Source organism: Acidaminococcus sp. AM33-14BH (assembly GCF_003603525.1).
Taxonomy (GTDB): Bacteria; Bacillota; Negativicutes; order Acidaminococcales; family Acidaminococcaceae; genus Acidaminococcus; species Acidaminococcus intestini.
Window position 1 is genome coordinate 71,479 of sequence record NZ_QTNG01000004.1, and the last position, 23,263, is coordinate 94,741.

Consider the following 23,263-nt stretch of genomic DNA (forward strand, 5'->3'; position numbering starts at 1 on the left):
CTTTTCCCTTACAGCCGCCTTTTATAGGACCAGGCAGCTGCCAAAGTACCGGATCCGCATTTGAGTACATATAGCCGGCGTCCATTATAAACTTAGCAGACACTTGTTATGCGTTTGACAACGCAGATGGGTTGATATGGACCGTAGGCAAAAAAGGTTTCTTCTGCAATCCGAAAATATTCTTAGGAGTGGCCCGCCCGACGACGGCATTTTTTTGGGGTGACTTTAAAATGAATTTGTGTTACGTGACTTCTTACGATAGGTCATGTCCCCATTACTATCAAGAAAATCTTTTTTCAGTAATGGGGACACCTAACTCCATCGAATCGGAGCAATTTCTGCTCCAAGTAAAAAAGAAAGGAACCAACCATGTCCAATAACCCCAAACAACCTCTTATCATTGCTGAACAAGGCAGTTTTGCCATCGGCGGATCGACGCTGAAACATGACGGCGTTTTCCGCACGGACCATTTTCTTGAACCAGAAGGACAGATTGCCTATGGGGACCATGCCTATGCCTTTTACCAGGTACCCGTGGACGCGCGTCCCTATCCGCTCATTTTTCAGCACGGCGGCGCTCAGTGCAAACGGACATGGGAAACGACGCCTGATGGCCGCGAAGGCTTTCAGACCCTTTTTTTGCGCAAGGGTTACACGACGGTCCTCATCGACCAGCCCCGCATGGGGAAAGCCGGTCTTGCCTTAAAAGCGGATGACGGGCGCAATCCTTATGCAAAAAATCCTCTGTATGCCGATAAGACGATGTACATGCTTTGTCGCTGCGGCATTTTTGACGGGGATACGCCCGTCCCCTACGAAGATTCGGCCATGGCTGGCGACGCTGAGACGTATAACCAGTTCCAGCGCTCTTGGACGCCGTACGAAGGCGAACTTGATGACGATGTGAGTGCCAATGCCATGGCCGCACTCCTTGAAAAGATGGGACCGTCCATCCTCGTGACCCATTCCATGGGCGGCACCATTGGCTGGCGCACCCCCTTCCGCACGGATAAGGTCAAGGCCATTATCGCTTTTGAACCGGGTGGATCGCCCTTTATTTTTCCTGAAGGGGAAGTACCGGAACCCGTGCCGACTCTCTATGATCCCGTTAAGGCCCAGGCCATGGGCGTTCCCCTTGAGTCCTTCCTTGCCCTGACGAAGCTTCCCATGATCCTTTTTTATGGTGACCACATTTCGGATGGCACGACTGATGAAATTGGACCCGATAAGTGGCGCAGCGAATTCATGATGGCAAAAGAATTTGTGTCCTGCGTCAACCGACACGGCGGGATGGCGGAAATCGTCCATCTGCCCGACCTTGGCATCAAGGGCAATACCCATTTCCTCATGGCCGATAAAAACAATGAAGTCATTGCAGGTCTCATGGCGGACTGGCTTTCTGCCAAGGGCCTTTCCTAAGGAGGTTTTATCATGCAAGTCTTACAGCAGATGCTGATTTTTGTCATCATTATGGTCGTCGGCGCTTGGGCACGGAAAAAGAATATCCTGACGCCGGATAATCAGGGCCAGATTACGCAGCTTGTCCTGCAGGTTGCTTATCCGGCCATCATCCTTTCCGGTGTGACCGGAGATGGGCCCCATATGGAAGGCGGTGCCCTTCTTTATGCTTTTGGTGTCGTCGTTGTCATGCTGGCCCTCTTGATGCTCGCAGCCTTCCTCATTCCGAGGATCCTTCATTATGGCAAAGCGGAAAAAGGCATCGTGAACGTCATGGTCGTCTTTACGAACATCGGCTTCATGGGCGTTCCCATGGTGGATGCTATTTATGGAAAGGAGGCGCTCATTTATATGACGGTTCTTCTCATTCCCTTCAACCTGCTCTTTTTCTCCTATGTCATTGAAACCATCAAGGGCGGTGGTGGCGCCAAGGAACCTTTTCGCTGGAAGAACCTCGTTAATCCGGGCATGATATCCTGCGTCCTTGCCATTGTTATCTATCTGTCCGGCATCAAACTGCCCTATATCCTTACCAGTTCTATCCGTATGGTGGGGAGCATGACGGGCCCTCTTGCCATGATGCTCCTGGGTTCCTTCCTCCTTGATACGGACTGGAAGAGCCTCATCAATCAGAAGATTATTGCTTTTACCATCCTCAAAATGCTTGTTCTCCCCATTGTTGTGACGCTTATCTTGAAACAGTTCGTTGATAACACCTACCTACTTGCGGTTTCGATGGCCGCCCTTGCTACGCCGTCGGGCAATGTCATTCCTCTTTTGGCCAATCTCTACAATAAAGAAGGCTATCCTGTTTCAGTCCAAGGTGTTGCGGTAACAACGGCCGCTGCGGTCATCACTATGCCGGTAGTTGCTCTTGTCACCGGACTTGGCTGAAGGCTGTAAAAAAAGAATGGTAAGGATAAAAAAATACTTGACCGGTATTTACTACCGAATAGTAGAATAAAGTCATAAAGAGAAGAACCGATGAAAACCCTATCATCATAAGACCTTAAGGAGGAATAGTCCATGAAACAGAATCTTTTGGCGGCGCTCGTCCTTTCCCTTGCTCTTACGGCCTCTGCAGAAGCTTTCCATAACCCTGTGATGCTTGCGGATCAGGGAAGTTTTACGGCAGGGGGGACGATCGTGACGGCACCGGGAACGCTCGATAACAGTAAGCCTCTTGATCCTTCCGGTCAGACCCTTCACGGTGATCACGCCTATGTGTTCTATCAAAAGCCTGTGAAGGCCAAAAAGAATGCGATTGTGTTCCTTCATGGGGCCGGTCAGTCCGGCAAGACCTGGGAAACAACGCCTGATGGGCGGGATGGTTTCCAAAATATCTTCCTTGAAAAAGGGTATGCCACCTACGTTGTGGATCAACCCCGCCGCGGCCGAGCTGGTCAGTCAACGACGGGAGGAACCGTATCAAAGATACCCATGGAGCAGCTTTGGTATGATAACTTCCGCATTGGCCTCTATCCGAATTATTATCCCGGTGTCGACGTCAGGTGGGACGAAGCGGCACGGGAAGAGTTCTTCCGCAGCATGACTCCCAACACGGGTGCTTTTGATGAACAGGTCATCAGCGACGCTATGGCAAAGGTCTTTGAAAGAAGCGGTGACGGCGTCCTTGTGACCCACTCCCAGGGAGGCGGTCCTGGTTGGTGGACGGCCATCAAAAGTGATCATGTGAAAGGCATCATTGCCCTTGAACCGGGAAGCGGCTTCATCTTCCCCGAAGGCGAAGTACCCGCTCCTATGGAAACGTCAAGTCCTTTCGGCGCCCTTAAAGGGACGGCCGTGAAGCTTTCGGACTTTGAAAAACTAACGAAGAGACCCATTCTCGTCGTCTACGGCGACAATATCCCGACGGAACGGACGGAGGCATGGAACCTTGATAACTGGCGCGTCCGTCTTGCCATGGCAAAGCTGTGGGTCGACGCGGTCAACCATCACGGCGGCAAGGCAACGCTCCTTCACCTGCCGGAAAAAGGCATCAAGGGCAACACACACTTTCTCATGAGCGATACGAATAATGAAGCCATTGCGGATATCCTGGAAGACTGGATGAAAGCAAATGGGCTTGCTAGATAAGGAGGCATGACAAGCATGCAGAAAGCATTTTCCTTTAAAAATCTCATGCGCCACGTTTTCGCTGTTGTGACGCTGACGAGCCTCTTTCTTGTGAGTACGGGCTGCAGCAGCCAAGCGGCGCAGACGGAGCCCGTAAAAGAGACAAAGCCGGCCGCAGCCGCAATGGCGGATAAGAGCGGAAAGACCCTCGTCGTCTATTTTTCCGCAACAGGTCACACGAAAAAGGTCGCTGAGACCATTGCCAAAGAAACGGGCGCTGACCTTTTTGAAATCAAACCGGAACAGCCCTATACGCTAAATGATTTGAACTACAATGACAAAAACAGCCGTGTTCAGAAAGAACACAATAATCCGTCCCTGCGCCCGGATTATGTAGGCGACGCAAAGGACTGGGCCAAATACGACCGCGTCTTCATCGGTTTCCCGCATTGGTGGCGTCAGGCACCTCATGTGGTCTACACCTTTGTAGAAAAGCATGACTTTACAGGTAAGACGGTCATTCCTTTTGCCACGAGCATGTCTACACCAATGGGGGACAGCGGTACAAATCTTGAAAAGGCAGCGGGTACGGGCAAATGGCTTGAAGGTCATCGCTTTGAAGGAAACGTGCTCAGCCAGGATGTCATCAGCTGGGTGAAATCCCTGAAATAAACCATGAAAAATTGTCAAAGACCCCGGACTGGAGCCCTTTGGTCCGGGGTTTTCCATGAAAAACAAGGAAACAAGAAAAAAGAAAGGTGACAATCATGAATAGTTTCGTGTTTCAAAATTCTACGAAAGTCTATTTTGGAAACGATAGTGTCTCCACTTATCTGCCGGGCCTGCTCGCTCAATACGGCCCCAAGGTCATGCTGACCTACGGTGGGGGCAGCATCAAGAAAACGGGTATCTATGAAGAAATCATGGGATATCTTAAGACAGCCGGCAAGACCGTTGTCGAATTTTCCGGCATCCGCAGCAACCCGACCTATGCCAAGGTCCTTGAAGGGGCAGCCCTTGCTAAAAAAGAAAAGGTGGACCTCATTCTGGCTGTAGGCGGCGGCAGCGTCATGGACTGCTCCAAAGCCATTTCTCTTGGTGCCGTCTATGATGGGGACCTGTGGGACGCGTATTGGGCCCATGCTGGTAAGATCGAAACAAAACCCATTCCCCTTGGCATTGTCCTTACCGTATCGGGGACGGGAAGTGAAACGAACGGCGGCAGCGTCATTACAAACGAATCCCTCAAAGTGAAGACGGGCCGCGACTATCCGGAACTGAACGTCCAATTTGCCATCTTGAACCCCAAATATACGGAAACAGTGCCGAAATTCCAGTTCATCTCCGGTGCTTTTGACAGCCTCTCCCATATGATGGAAATCTATTTCAGTGAACCTAATGACAATAACGTGTCTGACGTCATGAACGAAGCCCTTATGAGAAGCGCTGTCGATAATATCCGAGCCATCCTTGTGGATCCTCACGACGAAGGAGCCCGCAGTAACCTTGTATGGCTTGCGACTATGGCGGAAAACCGGATCCTCAAACTGGGAAAGAAGACGGACTTCCAGTGCCACATCCTGGAACACAGCCTGGGCGCCTATACCTTCTGCAACCACGGCGCTGGTCTTGCCGTACTGCATCCCGTCTACTACCGTCATATCGTAAAGGATGGGACCAAAAAGTTTGCCCGTTTTGCTGAAAAAGTCTTTGACATCGACCCTAGTGAAGGCGACGAACTGACGCGCGCCCAAAAAGGCATCGAGGCCCTGACCGCTTTTATCAAGGAAATCGGCCTTCCAACGAGACTGCGCGACATGAACATCGACCATGCCGTCCTTGTTGACGTTGCCGCTGGCTGCGTTGCTTCGCCCGGCAGCTTCCGGCAGCTGGGTAAGGAAGAAATCAGAGAAATCTTTGAGGAGGCGTATTAAAGAAAGGCGGCCTATAACTGTGAGGTTAAAGCTGTGAGTTATGAGTAAAAAAATATGACCGGCTGAATACCGCAAAAAAGCTGTGCCAAGCGTCAGCTGGAAAAGATGTTGTGGTGCAGCTTGGCTCAGGCCGCCCGAGGTGGATGGGTTAAAGGCCTTAAGGCTGTCTAAAGCCTGCGGATCTTGCTCTAAAAGTCAAAACCATAGGCTTAATCATCGTCCCATAAAGTCGTACGACTAAAGAAAATCGCCCAGATTGACGCAGGACTTCTGCCAGTAGATAAGAAACCCCTAGTGTGCAAAACTGACAGAAATAAAGCGCTTGATCATGAGCGGTTTTCTTTAGCTGCATGACCGATTGGGCGAATCATGAAAAAAGAAGTCTGGTTTAACTGGAGCAGATCGGCGCCATCCATGCGTCGAGTAAAAATAAAGGAGGTTTTTATGCAATCTTCAAAATGGGTATCGTTACTTGTTCTTTCTGCTTTGCTTTCATCGGCTCCGACTTTTGCCAGAGCTGCTGCACCGACGCTTGCTGCCGAAAAAGCGGCTGCTCGCGTTCAAGCATCCCTTTCCCAAAAAGACCAGACTTTTCAGGCGGGACCCGGAATTGCCGTGACGGAGACGGACGCGGGCCGCGTACAAGGATTCATCAAAAATGGGATCTATTCTTATTATGGCATTCCCTATGCGGAAGCCACGCAACGCTTTGAGGCTGCAAAACCAGTGAAGCCGTGGCGCGGGATCCGTATGGCAACGCAGGTCGGCCCCATTTCACCTCAGGCCCAAGGCAATTTTCCCAATGGGGAGTGGGGGGAACCGGGCCGCAGTTTTACCATGGATAATAACTGCTTGAACCTCAACGTGTGGACACCAAACCTCACGGATGGGAAAAAGCGCCCCGTCATGGTTTGGCTCCATGGCGGCGGTTTTGAAGCCGGTTCTTCCCTGGAGTCACCCGCTTATGACGGCGCCAACCTCAGCCGTCGCGGTGATGTGGTTGTTGTTTCCGTGAATCACCGCTTGAACCTTGCCGGTCATTTCAACCTTGAAAAATATGGCCCCCAGTATAAGGATTCGGCCAACATTGGAATCGTAGACCTTGTGGATGCCCTCAAATGGGTGAAACATAACATTGCCTCCTTTGGCGGCGACCCGCAAAACGTCACCATCTTTGGTGAATCCGGCGGCGGTGCCAAGGTGCTCACCCTCATGACTGCTCCGAGTGCAAAAGGGCTCTTCCAAAAAGGCATCGTGGAAAGCGGCGCCGTCGAGTCCATGGGCCCCTACGTCATGAGCAAAGAGCAGAGTGAAAAAGTGACGGATCTTACTTTGAAAGAGCTGGGTGTGACAAAGGACAATCTCGAACGCCTGCAGACGATTCCTTATGAAACGCTTGCCGCAGCCTCGCGTAAAGCCCTTAAGACCGTGGGCACCGAATATAAGGTTCCTCAGGCCCTCGGGACAGGCTACGGTCTTAGCTGGGAACCTGTCGTCGATGGGGATTTCCTTCCCACCAACCCTGTAACGGAAACAGGCTTTGCCGAAGCGGGCCGCAAGGTGCCGCTGCTCATTGGGACCAACTTGACGGAATGGACAGGGTTCCAGGATATTGTAGACGCTACGGACCGTCAGTATGACAATAAAAATACCTGGACGGATGCTGAAGTAGAAAAGCGCCTCAAACAGGCCTACGGCGATAAGAAAGACGTCGTCGTGAGCGAATTTCTAAAGGCGTATCCCAATAAGAAAAAGGCCGATGCCCTTTATATCGATACCCTGATCCGCCAGCCAATCTTGAAGATTATGCGCCGTAAGGCCGCACAAGGCGGAGCTCCGGTCTACGCCTATCTTTTCAGTTGGGAATCGCCGCTTATGGGTGGGACGTACATGTCCTATCATACGGCGGAAATCCCCTTTGTCTTCCATAATGTGGACCGCATGCTGAGCCGTACTGGCGGAAGCAAGGAAGCACATATCCTGGAAGACCGCATGAGTGACGCTTGGGTCCATTTTGCCCGCTATGGGACGCCGCAGACGGATGCCCTGCCGAAGTGGGACGCGTATACGAAGGACAGCGGCGCCACCATGATTTTTGACAACAAGATCCGCCTTGCCCGTCACCATGACGAAGCCCTTTTGAAGCTTCTTGATCCGGGTTATACATATTAAGAAGAGAGAGTGTGGGGTTGGAGTAAAAAGTGCTCTGATTCTCCACTGCAGCGTGCCTCCATTGCTTAATTCTATACGAATGCAATGGGAGAAAATACGGACGCATAGAAACCTGTGGCTGTGAGAATTTTGTCAGTGGAAGTGAGGGCTCCTCACAATTGGACGGACCCCGCTGAACCGAATTGATAAAAAGCAAATGGGAGAAAGACCACAAGGTAAAAGATTATAAAGCAAGCCCAAAACCGAACATAGACGCAGGTTCGGTTTTGGGCTCTTGGTTTTTATTTGGATTTTGTAAGAGGCTGCTTCTTTGAAATGGGAAGATAACGATAGCGCTTAGAACAATCCCCATCTTTTTTTTGCCTCTGAGCTCGATACGCGAACTTCCATCTGCCTTAGAAAAAGCGAAACAAGAGATCGTGCAGGGCGGTTAAGTGAGTCGCCGAATTTTTCGTTTTCTCTTATGCTGAAAAATTTGTGCAGAAAGCTTACTCAGAGGGCAGCGACGATAGGAGCATTCGGAGTTTCCTCTGCCGGAAAGGCCGGTCTTCTGGTGTGGAACAGCAGAGAGTGAGCCTTTTTATCCCCTACAGCTGTACCCGTATAAATCCATTGCGGTCGCAGAGATAGGGGAACCGTTTTCGTGTACGACGGGGCCGCTAACATAATTTATTGGCACTCATGTTGTGTGGAAATTTCCATAAGCGTTTATCATTACCATTTTCCGGTTTCGGTGGTGGATGAGGACGCACAGCGACGTTTCATTACGAACGGTAGTGAGGACCATTTGCCCGAAGTTTCGAAGGACGCTTTTGGAGCGAGAACGAAATGTCGCAGGCACATGTTTCCGGGCAAATCTTTTCGAACCCGCTCCCCCGTCAGGGGACGGTTTGGGTTCGCGTCTGCACGGTTTTCCCTTTGCTCGGTAGGTACGGGATTGTGCTTCGGAGAAGACTGCATGAAAGCTGCTTGCTGTTTTTAGCATTACAGCCGATGTTTTTTTATCCGGTACAATCTACCGATATAAGGATTTCGTAGGCTTCCAAGAATATCCGATAAATACTTAATTATTCCATTCTAAAAAATTCCAGATATTTTTTAGAAAAACTATTGACAGGTAGCAACTACCGAATAGTAAAGTGGAACCATCAAGGCAATCGGTGCTTTTCAATCCTTTTTATAGGATGCGCATCGGTGTTTTTCCATCGTATCAGGTAAGATAAGGAGTGATTATTTATGAAGGTAAAGAAAATGGCTGCAGCAGCCCTCGTCCTTTCCAGTGTCATGGCCCTTGGGGCCGTGGGGTATGCCGCCCCCGCCGCTGATTCCGTAAAAGATATCAAAAATAACGGCATTACTTTTTATGGCGGAGCCAATCTTGTGGAGATTCCCTTAAAGGATATCAAGAGCCCTAACAAGAATCCTTTTGGCCTTGTTTATCAAGGGGCGATTACGAAGAATGAAAACGGCAAGGTCAATATCCACCCCGTCCGCTATACCCTCAATGGCAACACCATAGCTGCGAATATCTATACGCCGGCAGGTTACGACAAGACGAGCGGAAAGAAATATCCGGCCATCGTCGTGGCTCATCCAAATGGCGGCGTCAAGGAACAGGTGGCAGGCCTTTATGCCCAGAAACTTGCGGAAGAAGGCTATATCACCATTACAGCCGATGCTTCCTTCCAAGGTGCCAGCGGCGGTACGCCCCATATGCTCGACAATCCTGCCTTCCGCACGGAAGATATCCACGGCATGGTTGACGTGATTGCGTCCTATCCTGGCGTCGATGACAGCCGCATCGGTGCCCTTGGTATCTGCGGCGGCGGTGGCTACACCTTGAAGGCAACCCAGACGGATAAGCGCGTCAAGGCGGTAGCAACGCTTTCCATGTTCAACTCCGGCATCGTTCGCCGCAATGGCTTTTTGAACAGCGGCCGTGACACAATCCAAAAGCGGCTCCTTGAATCGAGTCAGCAGCGCGCCGCCGAAGCAAAGGGTGCGGCCATCAAACGCACCGCGGGCATGGAAACCCAGGATATCCCTGAAGAAGAACTGAAGAAGATGCCGACCCTTTACAGCGAAGGCTACATCTATTATGGGAAGACCCATCGTCATCCTAACTCTACCTTCCAGTACACGGTTCGCAGCAACCTCGACCTCTTTACCTTTGATGCGGCAGACAATATGGACCTGATCAACCAGCCGCTCCTCATGATTGCCGGTGACAAGGCTGATACGCTCTACATGACGCAGGACGCCTTCAAGAAGGCGACGGGCACGAATAACAAGGAACTCTACCTCGTCAAAGGGGCTACCCACATCCAGACCTATTGGGTTCCGAAATACGTCAATGAAATCGAAGGCAAATTGGCTTCCTTCTACAAAGCCAATCTTTAAGGAGTGAAATCTCATGGAACGAGTATGGTTCATTACGGGAGCAAGCCGCGGGTTTGGCCGTGCCTTTACGGAAGAAGCGGTGAAACGGGGCGATAAGGTTATTGCCACCGTGCGCCGCGTTCCCCATGATGACATTTTCAAACATCCTTCCGTCCTCACCGTGGTCATGGACGTGACGAAGACGGACGAAGTGGAAAAGGCCATCAAGGATGGGATGGATTGTTTTGGCCGCATCGATGTCCTCATCAATAACGCAGGCTTTGGCTTCAGCGGGGCTTTTGAAGAAACGACGGACGAAGACCTGCGGAACCTTTTTGAAACGGATTACTTTGGCGTCGTAAACGTTACGCGCCGCGTCATTCCCCTCATGAGAAAGGCGGGGAAGGGCGTCATCCTGAACGTTTCAAGCCAAGGCGGGCTCATGGGCTTTAGCGGGAGCAGCGCGTATTGCGCCGCAAAATTCGCCGTCGTCGGTCTGTCCGATGTCTTGCGGGCAGAGCTTGGCGAATTTGGCATTGCTGTGTCTGCTGTTTGCCCGGGTTCTTTCCGGACTGATTTCAGAAGCAAGCATTCCTTTAGGAATCCTTCTGCAAGGCTTGATGCCTACAAGGACAGCAGCGCCCATAAAGCCGCAAAGTTCCTTGCGGAAAATACCTACACCCAGACAGGCAATCCGCAAAAGGCCGCCCAGTTCCTCCTAGATATGGTGGAAAAGGGGAATCTGCCGCCGCGTATCCTCATTGGCGCTGCCTGCTGCCGGGCTATGAAAGCACGCTATGAGGCGGAACTAAAAGACATTGCGTCTTATGAAGCGGCTGCGTCGAAGACGGATTTTGAAGAATAATTGAATGAAATGAAAAGGCAGTGAGAGCAGTTGCTCTGCTGCCTTTTGCATGAAAAGGAGACGATACCACTATGCAGACTTGGCTTATTACAGGCTGTTCCTCCGGCCTTGGACGGGGCTTTGCGAAAGCCGTCCTTAAAAGCGGGGACCAGGTGATTGTGACGGCGCGCCGCGTCGAAACCTTGAAAGACTTGGTGGATGCCTATCCAGAGCAAGCCCTTGCCCTGTCCCTTGACGTTACGAAGGAAGAAGACATCAAAAATGCCGTAGAAAAAGGCTTGGAGCGCTTTGGCACCATCGACGTCCTCATCAATAACGCCGGCTATGGCTACCGCGCTGCCGTGGAAGAAGGCGTTCCAAAAGAAGTGGACCAGCTCTTCCAGACGAATCTTTTCGGACCCATTGCCCTTATAAAAGCCGTCCTTCCCATCATGCGGAAGAACCATTGCGAACGTTTCGTCCATCGCCGCTTTGGGCGCAGCCTTGGGATCCGGCTACTATGCCGCCACAAAAAGCGCCTTGGAATCCATCTCGGAAGCCCTTTACGGGGAAACGAAGGACCTGGGAATCCATGTCATGATCATTGAACCCGGTGCCTTCCGTACGAAATTTGCCGGCACGTCCCTTAAGGAATCGAGCGTGGAACTGGGGGACTACGAAAAGACGGCCGGTACGCGCCGCATCCGCAACGACCATACTGATGGCACGCAGCAGGGCGATCCTGATGAAGCGGGCCGCGTCCTTGTGGACCTTGTCCACAGCGGGAAGATGCCCCTGCGCCTCCTCCTCGGAAGCGATGCCCAGGCTTACGGCAAATCGCGGCTTACGGCTCGCCTTGATGAATATAAGGCATGGGAAGTAACCAGCAACAGAACAGACTTTAAGGAGTAATCACCATGAGCATTTTATTTATTAACGGCAGTCCTAACAAAAAAGGCAACACGGCACGCCTTGCAGCGGCCCTGCTGGGGAGCCGTGACTATGAAACCCTGAACCTGACGGATTATCGCATCAACGTCTATGGCCAGCGCCTTGCCGGCGATCAATTTGATGAAGTCATGGCAAAGATCAAAGCCGCCGATACCATTGTCATCGGTTCGCCGCTTTATTGGCATAACATCTGCGGCAGCGTGCGCACCCTCTTGGATCGCTTCTACGGCCCCGTTGCAAGCGGCAGCCTGCGTGGCAAGACCCTGTACTTCCTCTTCCAGGGTGCGGCGCCGGAACAATGGATGCTCGACGCAGGCAAATTCACCATGCAGCGCTTTGCTAAGCTCTATGGGCTTTCCTGGGGCGGTATGGCGACGACGGAGGGGGAAGCGCGGGCGCTATTTAAATAAGTCGGAGCAAAGATTGCTCCGATGATAAGAAGGGCGCACCCGCAGAAAGCCGAAGAACATGTTTCCGGGTAAATCTTTTCAGACCCGTTCTCCCGTCAGGGTCGGTTTGGGTCCGCATCCTCCAGCCGCTTCAAGGTCTTGAAAGATCAAAGGCCCGGTCTTATGCTGTATGATTTCTCGCCATATGGGCCTATTCCGTTTTCTTAAAGTGGGCAGTCACAAGTTCTTTAAAACAATGGACCAATGGATTTGCTGTCTTACGATGAACCAAAAGGGCCGTCATAGAGGGATGATCGAGTTCAAGGGGAATTTTTTTCATAAGGCCTTTTTGCAGTTCCTCATGAACCACAAATTCGGGGAGAAAGGCGACCCCGAGGTTGCTTAAAATACATTGCTTGATGGCTTCCAGACTCCAGACATCCATTTCTTGGGAGAGCGCAATGCCTTTTTCGCGTAGATATTCCCGAAAATAGGTTAAGTAGAGGGCCTGTTTGTCATTGATCAGCAAACATTGCTCTTTTGTTTGTCCCTTCGTCATAAAATCACTGTCTTGCGGGGAAAGAAGCGGGGAAGCAACAAGGACCAGAGGATAAGTGACAAGGGGCGTTGTCTCAAAGGGTGAGGGATAGGCGGCGACATCGTAATGAAGGGCAAGATCAGCTTCCCCATGCCTCATGCTGTCATAAATGGCAAAGCAGTTTTTGACATGGAGGGAGAGCCGAACATGGGGCGCTTTTTTTCGAAAGCGTTCCAGTACGGGCTGTAAGTGGTAGGTCAGAAGGGATTCGGGAAGGAGCACGGTCAACTGTCCTTCCAGGCGCTGGCTCCCAGCATGGGCGACGAGCTGGTCGGCAGAATGGAGGACCTGATCTACGTAGGGCTTTAGGGAAATCCCAGCAGACGTCAGGCGTTGTTCGTGGCCGCGGCGCTCAAAAAGGGAAACGCCCAGCTCTTTTTCCAGTTGTTTCATTTGGAAGGTAATCGTGGATGGGGCGTAGGACAGGACTTGTGCTGCCTTTTGAAAGCTGCCTGCCTGGATGATGGTTTCAAAAGTGTGTAGCTGTTTGATATCCATAAAAACCTCTTAATTCAAAAATATTAAATTTTATATTTTATAAATTCAGTTTGATTGAATTACCATGATTTCTTATAATACCCTATGAAACATCACGTGACAAGAGGGGGGAAACCTGCATGAAATTTGACACTAAAATCAAGATTGTTTTGTGGGAGGGCCTTAAACCTTGGCAAGCACTCAATGTAACCGCTTTTCTCATGAGCGGGATTGCCGGGACGCAGGAAATCATCGGTAAGCCCTACGTCGATGCTGAGGGTCATCAGTACTTGCCCATGTCCCAGCAACCCATCATGATTCATGGCGCGTCAAAAGAGCAGCTGCAGGAACTGCTTCAAAAAGGTCTGTTTTCAGAGGGCCTTGCCGTATCCATTTATACAGAAGAGTTATTTGAGACCTTTGACGATGAAGCTAACCGGGCTTCGGTTGCGGGGTATCAGGCACAAGAGCTCAATCTTGTTGGTATTGGCCTGCGTGGCAAAAAAAATAAAGTGGACCGGTTGACAAAGGGCCTTCCTCTTCATGAGTGATCTTTGTATAAGGAGTTCGCCCTGTTTTCGTCATAAGGACCTTCCACGAAAAAAAACCACCGTTTCAGGGCCCTTGGCCCCGTAAACGGTGGGGTGCATGTTTTGACAGTTTTTTGCCCGATGGGAAAGGGTCCGTGTCAAGAAACCGTAACGGGATGGCATGCCTTGTGAAGGGAGGGGATTATCTATGGAGTGCCCTTGGCCTATGCTTTGAAAAAAGGTTGGAACGGGCTTCCTTAAGAACCTTTTCCCAATCATTCCGACTAGAGAAAGAAATAGGGCCCCTCAAGTTCACAGGAGTCCCATAACATGCTGCAGGAGGAGACTGACAAGGGTGATGCCAATCCAGCAGCAGGCACCGAGGAAAATCGGCTTACCGCCTTTCTTGACGAGGTCCACAAGGTTTGTGTTGAGCCCAATGGCAGCCATGGCAAGAACGATGAGAAACTTGCTAAGGGTCTTCATAGGTCCAAAGACAGCTCCCGAAATGCCCAAATGAATGCTTACGGTCGTGACGACAGAAGCAAGGACAAAGTAAAGGATGAACATAGGAAATACGCTTTTGGCGCTTACGGCGCGGCCTTCGCCCGCCCCACAACGGGAACGGTTCCAGGCCAAAAAGAGCGTAATGGGGATGATGGCAAGGGTCCGGGTGAGTTTCACCGTGACGGCCTTATCAAGGGTCTGGGTTCCTAGGTTCCACATGCTGTCCCAGGTTGCGGCCGTTGCCGTTACAGACGACGTGTCGTTGACCGCCGTACCGGCAAAGATGCCGAAAGCTTCGCCGCTCAAGGTATCCATATCGAGCGCCGTTCCAAGGAGAGGAAACAAAATCGCGGCAAGGACGTTAAAGAAGAAAATCGTCGAAATGGCTTGGGCCACTTCATCATCCGTTGCCTCGATGACTGGCGCTGTCGCTGCAATGGCGGACCCGCCGCAGATGGATGAACCGACGCCGATAAGGGTGGCCTTGTTGACGTCAATGTTCATGGCCTTTTGCAGTCCGTAAGCGATGATAAGCGACGTTGCAATGGTGCAGATGATGATAGGAAGGCTCTGCCAGCCTGTTGCGAGGATGACAGAGAGATTCAGGCCAAAACCCAAAAAGACCACAGCCGTCTGCAGGATGTATTTGGATGTAAAGGAAATCCCGCTTTTGACCTTTGTCCGGTCCTTGAGGAACTGGCCGGCGACCATGCCGAGAAGGATGGAGATGATAGGCCCGCCAATGATGGGAAAGGTTTTCCCCAAAAACCAGGACGGCAGGGCAATGACAAGGCAGAGTGCGATGCCTGGAAGTTTCGATGGATTCATGATGATTGCCTCCTCATATTGCAGCAATAAGCGCCGCTCCGATTGAATTCGGTATCATTCTACACAGATTTTATGATAAAATAAAATTATCTTTTATTATTAATCGATAAGGAAATTTTATGGAGGACTCATGTTAGACCACCGAATGGAAACTTTTCTTACGGTCTGCGAGACCATGAACTTCACTAAGGCCGCGGCAAAGCTTCATATTACGCAGCCTGCTGTGTCGCAGCATATCCGCTATTTGGAAGCGGCCTATGACATACCTCTTTTCCACTATAAGGAAAGGAAGCTTATGTTGACGCCTGAAGGGGCCCTCTTATATAAGGCAGGCCTAGCCATGCGAAATGATGATCGGGAGCTCCGTCAACGCCTGCACCATGCTCGCGCGGCGTCGCAGCCCATCCATTTTGGCGTGACCAAGACCATCGGCGAATATGTCGTAGCGCCGCCCCTTTCCCGGTTCATCCGCCGCCATCCTGACGCGGCCATGACCATGAAGATTGCCAATACGGAAGAGCTCATCCGCGGCCTTGAAGAAGGGGATATCCAGTTTGCCCTTGTGGAAGGTTATTTCGATTCCGAGGAATTTGAAGCCCTGCGCTACGATACGGTGGCCTTTGTGCCCGTTACAAGCGCACGGCATGAGTTCCCAAAAGTTCCGGAAAAGCTGGAGGACCTTCTCACAGAGCGTCTCATCCTCCGCGAACCGGGAAGCGGCACCAGACGTCTTTTGGAAAACCAGCTCGCCCTCATGGGGCGGCAGATCAGCGACTTTTCGCGGCGCATTGAAATTGGCGGCATGCACGCCATATTGCAGCTTCTCGAAGAAGATATGGGTGTGTCTTTTTTGTACGAATCGGCCGCTGAAGGCCCTATCCGTGAAGGTCGGCTCATGCGCATCGACCTTGTGGACTTTTCCGTCACCCATGACTTCACCTTCATTTGGGAAAAAGGCAGCCTTTTTGGCGAGACTTATCGGGGATGGTGCAGGGAGATGATGGATGAATGAAATCAGCCAATTTGGGCTGACCTCATTCGAGGGCTGTGAGTTATGAGTAAAATATAACGGTCTTAAAAAAATGAATAGAGTGCGGTGATGAAAAGGTCAGCATAAAGACCGGAAGGCGCGGACCCAAACTGCCCCCCTAACGGGGGAAGGGGACAAATGATTCGCCCGGAGACGTATCCCATCGTTCTTCCGCTGGCGCTGCAAAGCGGGCTTGGGACTCGGGCGGTCCTCACGTTTGCAAGGAAACGTTGCTGCGCATCCTCATCTACCACCAAAAGGGTATGCTTGCCTCATTTTATGAGGCAAGCATACCCTTTCGGTTCCCCGTCTTGGCAAAGGCGGATCGACTCTACGAGTTGAACTCAGAGGAAAAATGTGAACGCAGGTCTACCAGATGCTGTCGTGATCTTTCCATTTCAAAGAACCCGCCTCTTACAAAATCCAAATAAAAACCAAGAGCCCAAAACCGAACCTCTGTCTACGTTCGGTTTTGGGCTCTTGGTTTTTTACCTTACAATATTCTGCCTTGGAAACGGCGAAAGCCGACCCCCATTGCCAAGGCGGTAAGTCTATCGCCGATTGATTTGCAAGCCGTAAAATGTACTAAAACGGCGAAGCGAGAAATCGTGCAGAGGACTTATCCAGGGAACGCTCCAATGTAAGACTGCGGAACACAGAGCTCTTTTATCTCTTACATCCGCCTAACGTAGTATCAGGCAGATGCTAAAAGCAGCGGATACGTGTTCGTGTACGACGAAGTTTCGAATAGACTTTCTTAGTAGGGGTGTAACTAGCAAACTTGTTTGCGGGAGTAGGTGGTGGATGAGGAGACCGGTTTGGCGCCCGGTCTCACAGTTTTTCCCTCACGGTTTAGCATCAAAGCGTTTTCGTCTTTCTCGCTTGACGACATGCACCGAAGGCGCGAGACAGCCTTTCCATTCTTTTAGCCAGCGTAAATTTTGCGCTGGCTAAAAATTACTTCTCATGTACCAGCTTTCCCGTCATCTTTTCTACGTCAACCCGCACGCCCTGCACGCGGCCGCGGGTGCGTTCCAAGATGGCGTCCACTTCTTTGACGGTAGGGTAGTACTTGAGGCCAATGAGGCGAGTCATGCGCAGGGTTTCTTTTTCGTCCTCGACAACCTTTGCGCGGCCAAAGATGATGACGCTCTTGACGTAGTACGCCCAGTCGCCATCTTCTTTATAGTCTTCGTCAAAAACAGTAAAGCATACTTTGCCGCTCTTTTTTATGGCGTCAATCTTATGACCTTCTTTGGCACCATGGAAATAGAGGGCATTTTCTTTTTCATCATAGACGTAGTTGATGGGAACGCCATAGGGATAGCCGTCATCACCGATGACAGAAAGGACGCCTCGTCTGCCGTTTTTGAGGGCTTCCTTACAGGCATCAAGGGGGAGAGCCTGTTTGAAGCGGCGCATGGATCGAATCACGGGAACCATCTCCTTTTTGGGTACTTTTTACCAGTATATCACGGCACTTCCCCTTCTTTCATCCTTTTTTGAAGTGTTCCGCGTCTTTTAGATGAACCAGATGGTCCCCTTCTTTGATGACACTTGATCCTGTCGGAATGAGGGTCTTGAGACCCCGCCGAATCAGCAGGATGCGCTGGCGGCTTGAAAGGGGAAGCGACTCCAGGGGTATGCCAATGAGGCGCGATCCGGCGGGAACCCGTTCTTCTTCAAGGGCCCATTCGCGGCTTGTAAAGCCGTGGGTTCCCAAAATCAGCGTGTCGCCGGCAGCGAGTCTGACTGCCCCCGTGGGGATGATGCCCTTTCCGTCACGGACAATCATGGCGACGATGAGGTCACCGGGGACATTGAGCTCTGCCAAGGTGCGCCCGTTCCAACCGCTGCGCTCGTCGACATGGACGTGACCAAAGGTGATATCCGTGTCTTCTTCGTAATCGGTAAAGGTCTTTTCTACGTCCGCCGCTGGATCAATCATGGCAAACTTTTTCGCCGCCCAGGGAAGCAGCGTTCCTTGAAAGGTGATGGAAAGGAGAACCATGCAGAAAATGAGGTTAAAGAGGTTCAGTGTCGTTTCCGCACCGGCCAAAATGGCTGATATGGCAAATACAATGGACGCGGCGCCGCGCAGGCCTGCCCAGCTCGTAAGAAGTATTTGGGAAAGGGGAGCTCCAAAGGGCCGCAGGAGAAGCGTCACAACAGCGGGCCGCACAATGAAGGTGAGACATACAGTCAGCACTAGGGCGGGCACAAAGACGCTGGGAAGCGTCACGGGCGTTACGACAAGGCCCAGCAAAAAGAAAATCATGACCTGGGCAACTTGGGTCAAGACATCAAAAAAGTGCACCAGATTCCGCTTTTGTGGCATGGGCGCGTTTCCTAGATGAATCCCGCAAAGATAGGTCCCCAGATAGCCATTGCCGCCAAGTATGGTAGGAACGGCGTAGGATAAAAGCATGACGGAAAGGAGAAATAGGGTTCGGGCCTCGCTGCCATCCAAGGCATTGCGCGAAAGAAGGCGAGCTGCGCCAAAGCCGAAGCAAAGGCCTGCGGCGGCGCCGATAATCATCTGTTTTCCCATGAGAAGGGGCAGGGAAAAATCCGACCCCGTCATGAGAGCAATGGCAGCCGCGGTCAGCATGAAGGCCATGGGATCGTTCGATCCTGACTCAATTTCCAAAAGGGAGTCTGTGTGGTATTTGAGGGAAAGACGGCTGCCGCGAAGGATGGAAAAGACCGATGCGGCGTCTGTAGAGGAAATGACGGCCCCAATAAGGAAACTTTCCGCAACCCCCAGGTCTAGGATGAAATGGGCGAGTGCGGCAAGCCCCAAGGCAGAAAGGACAACGCCGACCGTCGATAAAAGGACCGACGCCCTGAGAACGGGGCGTGCCGCTTTGAGGCTTGTCCCAAAGCCTCCATAGAACATGATGATGACAAGGGCACTGCTGCAGATGATGTCAACGGCTTGGTAATCATCGAAGGGAATGTGGAAGAGCCCGTTTTCGCCAAAGAGCATGCCCAAGGCAATGAATAGAAGCAGGGATGGCAGCGGCGTATGGCGCAGGGCCTTGCTGATGAGGAGGGATAAGAGAATTACCGATCCCGTAAGGAGAAGGGAGAGCGTCATGGGAACCGTCCTTTCTTTGACATGATACAAGATGGCCTTATTTTATCACAGGAATATGGAAAAAGTGTGAAGTAAGAGTTCCCATAATTTTTGCTGATTCATCGGCTGGATAAGTAGGAAAATAAGAAAATATTAGCCAGTATAGAATATTGCGAAATTATTGCATAAAGCGTTAAATAAAGTAAAAATCGCCATCTAGGATAAATTAATGAGTAAAAACTAAAAAAATAGATGACTTTGACTTTATAAGAATAAAACAAGTTGTTAAGAGAAAGAAGGGTTTATTTTCTGATGATAACATGATGTGATGAAAATATAAAATATATCCGGAATGGATCCGGGGAAAAATGGGAAAGGCCAGGGGAACGCTTCGTATCATCGGGGTGATTGGCCTTTTCTTTACCTGAAGAGGTTCAAAAGAGGAGGACAAGGTATGAACCGAATCTGCAAAATCATCTGGAGTCACGTTCGAAATGGCTATGTCGTTGTTTTCGAACTTGCCAAAGGGCGGGGCAAAGTGGCGGCTCAAAAGTTGGTACGCATCCTGACGGCGGCCGTGCTGGGTATGATCCTTGGCGGGGCGGCCTTGCCGGCCTATACAGCAACGCTAACGATGCTGGTTACGTCGGATCTGACACATCCCATTGCCGGACCTTGCTTCTTGCTTGGCCCAGATGGGCAGCCCGTCCAAATTACGGGAGATGGCAATGCAGAAAAGGCGCCCACCGTTGTCACCATGGGAAGCCTCAACGGCGTCAAGTTAAGGGGCAATCCCTTTGATGGCGCGGAAGTTCCATTGTGGGGCAGGTCAACTATACGGAAAACGCCAATTTAGCCCTGATCTACGGTGCCGCGAACAGGGTCACCCATTCCTATCGCGATGTCAAGGGCAGCGATGAAATTCTAAGACAAGCGCCTGTCCTTGCCCAAGCAGGAAAATGGGATGAATTGTCCCAGCTCCTGCAAAAAGCCATTCTCGAAAGCGGCGGCCAGGTTATGGTCATGGGTGGGGCCAATACAGTCGATAAAGGCTATCTGTCGTAGGTCATGGGCGTTGGCAACATTCTCACGGGGAACACGAATGAACTCAATGACAGCGCCACACAGATGAACTTCGTCGACGGGTTCTATAATACGGTCACAAATGGCTAGCACATCTATGTCCTGGGCAGCAAGAATACGGTGAAAAATGCTGTCGACGGCGACAATACCAAAGTAAATCATCCTCGTCTGCGCGTCACAGCCACAGACACGAGCTACGTCTGGAAACCGACCTTAGCCGCCGTCTCCGTCGGTGACCCCGATGCCAACGGAAAGATCAATACGCGCCGCATTACCTATGTCGCCGCCGGTTCTGCCGATACGGACGCCGTCAACGTGGCCCAGCTCACAGCCGCCACGGAGAAGGCTGGTACGTCCATCAGCCTCAAAGCAGGTGATGGCATCAAACTCGAAAACGATGGCAGCGGCAACTGGACCATCAGCACGAACTATAAGGATTCCGGTTCCGACAAAGTCACCTACGAAGAGAAGAACGACAATACGGCAGTACCGGATGCAGGCGGCACTGAAACGGGTAATACCGATACGGGGAATGCCGATGCGGGCAGCACTGGCACGGATATCAACGATACGGGAAAGGCCGTCGATGCCGGAAGACCCGCTGTCATTAAAACGAAACTCACAGCTGACGACAAAGGCGAAACGAAACTTGAAAAAGACGGCAAGCTTCGCATTATAAGAAGCGAAAATATTGCAACGGCCCGACAGCAATGTCAACGTCGCCCTCAAAGGCAACATCAGCGTCAGCAAAGTCAGCATCAAGAACGGCGGACCGACCATTTCCAACCCCGGCATCGATATGAATCACAACAAGATCACGAACGTCACCGATGGGGAAGTGAGCCCGACTTCGAAAGAGGCCATCAACGGCAGTCAGCTCTATGAAGCGACCAAAGAAGTTCGTGACGTCAGCAGCCGCGTCGAACGCCTTGATGACCGCGTCGATAAAGTCGGCGCTCATGCCGCAGCCCTTGCAGCCCTCCATCCCCTTGACTTTGATCGGGGCAACAAACTTGACCTTGCCGTTGGTACCGGCAGCTGCCGCGGCAACACGGCCCTTGCCATCGGTGCCTTCTATCGGTCTGATAACCGCACCTTACTGAGCCTCGGCGGATCGACGGGCGGCGAAAACATGTGGAACTTCGGAGTCTCCGTCAAACTCGGCCGCACCAGTCAGTACGAAGGCGTCAGCAAAGCCCAGCTCATTGCCGAAAACGAAGAACTGAAACGCAACGATACCCTCCTGGACCAAAAGATTCAGGAATTCATGAAGATTGTTGCAGAATTGCAGCAGAAAATGAAATGAAAGAAAAACAAAAAACAGAAGGACTGCCACACGAAAAAGAGAAAGCAATAAAAAAGAGCACCGCTCCGAACGCGTGTCAATTGTTCGGAGCGGTGTTCTCATTACGCACAGTTTCTTTAGGCTCGATGCAGGATGCATCGAACCGTCGCCGTTTGGTCTTTTGCCTTAAAAACGCCTTTGAAATGTTTTTCATCGACACGAAACGTGACCTCTACAACACATTTGCCGCATAGCGGCAATCCGCCCCCAGCCAGGACGATTTAGGAAGCAACGTTACGTTTTCCCTTCCGGTCTTTTTCCCATTTGCCTTTTCGAATATGGCTCCAGATTGGCCCAGATGCAAGGAAAAACGCGAAGCGGGCCGACGACGCCGTACTAGAAGTGGGTACTGCTAGGAGGCTCGCCGCGTTTGACAACGCGGATGGGTCGATAGGGACCGCAGGCGAGAAAGGTTTCTTCTGTCATCCGAAAAAATTCCTAGGAGCGGCCCGTCCGACGACGGTATTTTTTCGGGCGTCTTAGAAATGAAATTGTGGTACGCCACTTCTTACGAATCGTCATGCCTTCCTTGTTTTCAAAAGAATCTTTTCTCAAACAAGGAAGGCACGTAACTGCATCGACTCGGAGCGATTTTTGTTCCGAGTAAAAAGTAAGGGGGCCCGACGTCTCCAAACGAGCGGGAGCGAGGAGCATTTTTCGATGGGCCAAAACTGCTAATCGCAAGACACCGTCGAAGCGATTCGGCTGCAGGATCGTGTTATCGAAAAACTTGTTCGGCGCCCAGTCCCGCAGGGACACGGTTTGGCGCCGGAGTTGGGGATTTTTAGGGGTTTTTACTCATAACTCACAACGCAAAACTCACAACCATGATGAATCGGAGCAATTTTTTGCCTCGAGTAAAAAATAAGAGAGACAGTCTTTCCCAAACCCAAAATAACGCAAGCTCACGCTTGCGTTGTTATCCTCACCACGCCCCCGGCGTGGTGAGCGGATCCGGCCCGAACCGATTTGGCCCTTTTTCGCCTTCAATGAAGGAGATACGGATTGCAATATAAATGTTGACGAGGGGAACGATGCTCCAAAGGAGATACCAGCCGGATCTTCCAAGATCATGGGCACGGCGCACAGTGAACATGATTTGGTAGATCGAAACAGCGATGGTCAGGATGGCCCCAAAAAAGATGGGAAGCTCTGCGGGAATCTCCATGAAGATGGCCGCCATGATGTTGAGCACAATGCACAGCCCCGTACGGACCCAATAGCGCTTGCGGTTGAGGCGGCCTTCAATGGTGAGGTCGGCGCGCAGCATCTGCAGATAATCTTCCGCATTTTTGGGCTTCTGAGGGGACTGCGGTGTGGTAAAATGAGGAGAAACGGATTCCTCTTTTGATGTTTCCGTAACCGGCTGCTGTACAGGTGCTTGTTCCTCTGCCGTATGTGCTGTGGCTGCTTCCTGACGGGCGTCCGCGTTCAGCGCTGTTTCTTGGAGCACGGCGGCAGCAATCTTTGCGCCGCACTGGGGGCAGAATTTACTTGTCGGCGTCAGGGGAGCGCCGCACTGAGGACAAAAGTTTGCCATATGGATCCATCCTTTCTTAAAGGGAATTTATCAACAATGTCGC

21 protein-coding genes and 1 pseudogene are annotated in these 23,263 nt (G+C 51.3%); 17 read left to right on the top strand and 5 right to left on the bottom strand.

Features of this window, described 5'->3' with window-relative positions; genetic code table 11:
* Positions 1 to 369 precede the first annotated feature (369 nt).
* The 10 genes and pseudogenes from DW817_RS04170 to DW817_RS04215 all read left to right on the top strand — a co-directional run bounded on the left by DW817_RS04170 (position 370) and on the right by DW817_RS04215 (position 12,224).
* Complete coding sequence (locus tag DW817_RS04170; RefSeq protein ID WP_120111187.1) at positions 370 to 1,419, top strand: alpha/beta fold hydrolase; 1,050 nt, start codon at positions 370 to 372, stop codon at positions 1,417 to 1,419.
* A 12-nt stretch (positions 1,420 to 1,431) separates the two neighbouring features.
* Entirely contained in the window at positions 1,432 to 2,352 is a 921-nt protein-coding gene (locus DW817_RS04175) for an AEC family transporter (protein WP_021736636.1), read from the top strand.
* Positions 2,353 to 2,484: 132 nt separating this feature from the next.
* On the top strand, positions 2,485 to 3,555 hold the full coding sequence (locus tag DW817_RS04180; protein WP_120111190.1) for an alpha/beta fold hydrolase: 1,071 nt from the start codon (positions 2,485 to 2,487) through the stop codon (positions 3,553 to 3,555).
* Between the two features lie 15 nt (positions 3,556 to 3,570).
* Positions 3,571 to 4,206: a flavodoxin gene (locus tag DW817_RS04185; RefSeq protein ID WP_021736642.1), complete on the top strand. Its 636-nt coding sequence runs from the start codon at positions 3,571 to 3,573 to the stop codon at positions 4,204 to 4,206.
* A 95-nt stretch (positions 4,207 to 4,301) separates the two neighbouring features.
* Positions 4,302 to 5,468 carry an iron-containing alcohol dehydrogenase gene (locus DW817_RS04190; RefSeq protein WP_120111193.1) on the top strand — a complete coding sequence of 389 codons (1,167 nt, stop codon included), beginning with the start codon at positions 4,302 to 4,304 and terminating at the stop codon, positions 5,466 to 5,468.
* A gap of 444 nt (positions 5,469 to 5,912) precedes the next feature.
* Positions 5,913 to 7,640: a carboxylesterase/lipase family protein gene (locus DW817_RS04195; protein WP_021736641.1), complete on the top strand. Its 1,728-nt coding sequence runs from the start codon at positions 5,913 to 5,915 to the stop codon at positions 7,638 to 7,640.
* Between the two features lie 1,236 nt (positions 7,641 to 8,876).
* Positions 8,877 to 10,040, top strand: a complete 1,164-nt coding sequence (locus DW817_RS04200) for an alpha/beta hydrolase (protein ID WP_021736646.1) — start codon at positions 8,877 to 8,879, stop codon at positions 10,038 to 10,040.
* 13 nt (positions 10,041 to 10,053) lie between these two features.
* The gene (locus tag DW817_RS04205; RefSeq protein ID WP_021736638.1) at positions 10,054 to 10,884 is read left to right on the top strand and encodes an SDR family NAD(P)-dependent oxidoreductase; all 831 of its coding nucleotides are present in this window, start codon (positions 10,054 to 10,056) and stop codon (positions 10,882 to 10,884) included.
* A gap of 71 nt (positions 10,885 to 10,955) precedes the next feature.
* Positions 10,956 to 11,775 (top strand): annotated as a pseudogene (locus tag DW817_RS11030) (oxidoreductase).
* A gap of 5 nt (positions 11,776 to 11,780) precedes the next feature.
* Positions 11,781 to 12,224 (top strand): flavodoxin family protein, encoded by a 444-nt coding sequence (locus DW817_RS04215; protein ID WP_021736633.1) that lies wholly within the window; start codon positions 11,781 to 11,783, stop codon positions 12,222 to 12,224.
* A gap of 190 nt (positions 12,225 to 12,414) precedes the next feature.
* On the opposite strand, the gene DW817_RS04220 is transcribed toward DW817_RS04215, so the two are convergent.
* Positions 12,415 to 13,299, bottom strand: coding sequence for a LysR family transcriptional regulator (locus DW817_RS04220; RefSeq protein ID WP_021736639.1), 885 nt, complete (start codon positions 13,297 to 13,299; stop codon positions 12,415 to 12,417).
* A 119-nt stretch (positions 13,300 to 13,418) separates the two neighbouring features.
* Here DW817_RS04220 and DW817_RS04225 point away from each other — a divergent pair, with 119 nt between their 5' ends.
* Positions 13,419 to 13,829 carry a DUF2000 domain-containing protein gene (locus DW817_RS04225; protein WP_016459638.1) on the top strand — a complete coding sequence of 137 codons (411 nt, stop codon included), beginning with the start codon at positions 13,419 to 13,421 and terminating at the stop codon, positions 13,827 to 13,829.
* A gap of 291 nt (positions 13,830 to 14,120) precedes the next feature.
* Here the strand turns inward: DW817_RS04225 and DW817_RS04230 are convergent, their stop codons facing one another.
* Positions 14,121 to 15,143, bottom strand: coding sequence for a YeiH family protein (locus DW817_RS04230; protein WP_021736640.1), 1,023 nt, complete (start codon positions 15,141 to 15,143; stop codon positions 14,121 to 14,123).
* 130 nt (positions 15,144 to 15,273) lie between these two features.
* Here DW817_RS04230 and DW817_RS04235 point away from each other — a divergent pair, with 130 nt between their 5' ends.
* Positions 15,274 to 16,155, top strand: coding sequence for a LysR family transcriptional regulator (locus DW817_RS04235; RefSeq protein WP_021736643.1), 882 nt, complete (start codon positions 15,274 to 15,276; stop codon positions 16,153 to 16,155).
* Positions 16,156 to 17,130: 975 nt separating this feature from the next.
* On the opposite strand, the gene DW817_RS04240 is transcribed toward DW817_RS04235, so the two are convergent.
* Both DW817_RS04240 and DW817_RS04245 read right to left on the bottom strand, forming a co-directional pair.
* Entirely contained in the window at positions 17,131 to 17,607 is a 477-nt protein-coding gene (locus tag DW817_RS04240; protein ID WP_120111197.1) for a pyridoxamine 5'-phosphate oxidase family protein, read from the bottom strand.
* 58 nt (positions 17,608 to 17,665) lie between these two features.
* Entirely contained in the window at positions 17,666 to 19,273 is a 1,608-nt protein-coding gene (locus DW817_RS04245) for a potassium/proton antiporter (RefSeq protein WP_035223999.1), read from the bottom strand.
* A gap of 433 nt (positions 19,274 to 19,706) precedes the next feature.
* On the opposite strand from DW817_RS04245, the gene DW817_RS04250 reads away from it, so the two are divergent.
* The 5 genes from DW817_RS04250 (at position 19,707) to DW817_RS04270 (ending at position 21,874) form a co-directional block, all read left to right on the top strand.
* Entirely contained in the window at positions 19,707 to 20,108 is a 402-nt protein-coding gene (locus tag DW817_RS04250; protein WP_021736336.1) for an ESPR domain-containing protein, read from the top strand.
* Entirely contained in the window at positions 20,072 to 20,317 is a 246-nt protein-coding gene (locus DW817_RS04255; protein WP_021736332.1) for a hypothetical protein, read from the top strand. Before DW817_RS04250 ends, DW817_RS04255 begins: the two co-directional genes overlap by 37 nt.
* A gap of 333 nt (positions 20,318 to 20,650) precedes the next feature.
* Complete coding sequence (locus tag DW817_RS10985) at positions 20,651 to 21,220, top strand: hypothetical protein (protein ID WP_304412273.1); 570 nt, start codon at positions 20,651 to 20,653, stop codon at positions 21,218 to 21,220.
* Complete coding sequence (locus DW817_RS04265) at positions 21,135 to 21,641, top strand: YadA C-terminal domain-containing protein (protein ID WP_071779934.1); 507 nt, start codon at positions 21,135 to 21,137, stop codon at positions 21,639 to 21,641. The genes DW817_RS10985 and DW817_RS04265 overlap by 86 nt, the downstream gene beginning before the upstream one ends.
* On the top strand, positions 21,638 to 21,874 hold the full coding sequence (locus DW817_RS04270) for a hypothetical protein (RefSeq protein WP_035223997.1): 237 nt from the start codon (positions 21,638 to 21,640) through the stop codon (positions 21,872 to 21,874). The genes DW817_RS04265 and DW817_RS04270 overlap by 4 nt, the downstream gene beginning before the upstream one ends.
* A gap of 731 nt (positions 21,875 to 22,605) precedes the next feature.
* Here the strand turns inward: DW817_RS04270 and DW817_RS04275 are convergent.
* Positions 22,606 to 23,220, bottom strand: coding sequence for a DUF805 domain-containing protein (locus DW817_RS04275; RefSeq protein WP_021736344.1), 615 nt, complete (start codon positions 23,218 to 23,220; stop codon positions 22,606 to 22,608).
* Between the last annotated feature and the right edge of the window lie 43 nt (positions 23,221 to 23,263).

Coding starts and splice junctions, on each gene's coding strand:
- DW817_RS04170 (WP_120111187.1), top strand. CDS start 370: ATGTCCAATAACCCCAAACAACCTCTTATCATTGCTGAACAAGGCAGT.
- DW817_RS04175 (WP_021736636.1), top strand. CDS start 1,432: ATGCAAGTCTTACAGCAGATGCTGATTTTTGTCATCATTATGGTCGTC.
- DW817_RS04180 (WP_120111190.1), top strand. CDS start 2,485: ATGAAACAGAATCTTTTGGCGGCGCTCGTCCTTTCCCTTGCTCTTACG.
- DW817_RS04185 (WP_021736642.1), top strand. CDS start 3,571: ATGCAGAAAGCATTTTCCTTTAAAAATCTCATGCGCCACGTTTTCGCT.
- DW817_RS04190 (WP_120111193.1), top strand. CDS start 4,302: ATGAATAGTTTCGTGTTTCAAAATTCTACGAAAGTCTATTTTGGAAAC.
- DW817_RS04195 (WP_021736641.1), top strand. CDS start 5,913: ATGCAATCTTCAAAATGGGTATCGTTACTTGTTCTTTCTGCTTTGCTT.
- DW817_RS04200 (WP_021736646.1), top strand. CDS start 8,877: ATGAAGGTAAAGAAAATGGCTGCAGCAGCCCTCGTCCTTTCCAGTGTC.
- DW817_RS04205 (WP_021736638.1), top strand. CDS start 10,054: ATGGAACGAGTATGGTTCATTACGGGAGCAAGCCGCGGGTTTGGCCGT.
- DW817_RS04215 (WP_021736633.1), top strand. CDS start 11,781: ATGAGCATTTTATTTATTAACGGCAGTCCTAACAAAAAAGGCAACACG.
- DW817_RS04220 (WP_021736639.1), bottom strand. CDS start 13,299: ATGGATATCAAACAGCTACACACTTTTGAAACCATCATCCAGGCAGGC.
- DW817_RS04225 (WP_016459638.1), top strand. CDS start 13,419: ATGAAATTTGACACTAAAATCAAGATTGTTTTGTGGGAGGGCCTTAAA.
- DW817_RS04230 (WP_021736640.1), bottom strand. CDS start 15,143: ATGAATCCATCGAAACTTCCAGGCATCGCACTCTGCCTTGTCATTGCC.
- DW817_RS04235 (WP_021736643.1), top strand. CDS start 15,274: ATGTTAGACCACCGAATGGAAACTTTTCTTACGGTCTGCGAGACCATG.
- DW817_RS04245 (WP_035223999.1), bottom strand. CDS start 19,273: ATGACGCTCTCCCTTCTCCTTACGGGATCGGTAATTCTCTTATCCCTC.
- DW817_RS04250 (WP_021736336.1), top strand. CDS start 19,707: ATGAACCGAATCTGCAAAATCATCTGGAGTCACGTTCGAAATGGCTAT.
- DW817_RS04265 (WP_071779934.1), top strand. CDS start 21,135: ATGAATCACAACAAGATCACGAACGTCACCGATGGGGAAGTGAGCCCG.
- DW817_RS04270 (WP_035223997.1), top strand. CDS start 21,638: ATGAAAGAAAAACAAAAAACAGAAGGACTGCCACACGAAAAAGAGAAA.
- DW817_RS04275 (WP_021736344.1), bottom strand. CDS start 23,220: ATGGCAAACTTTTGTCCTCAGTGCGGCGCTCCCCTGACGCCGACAAGT.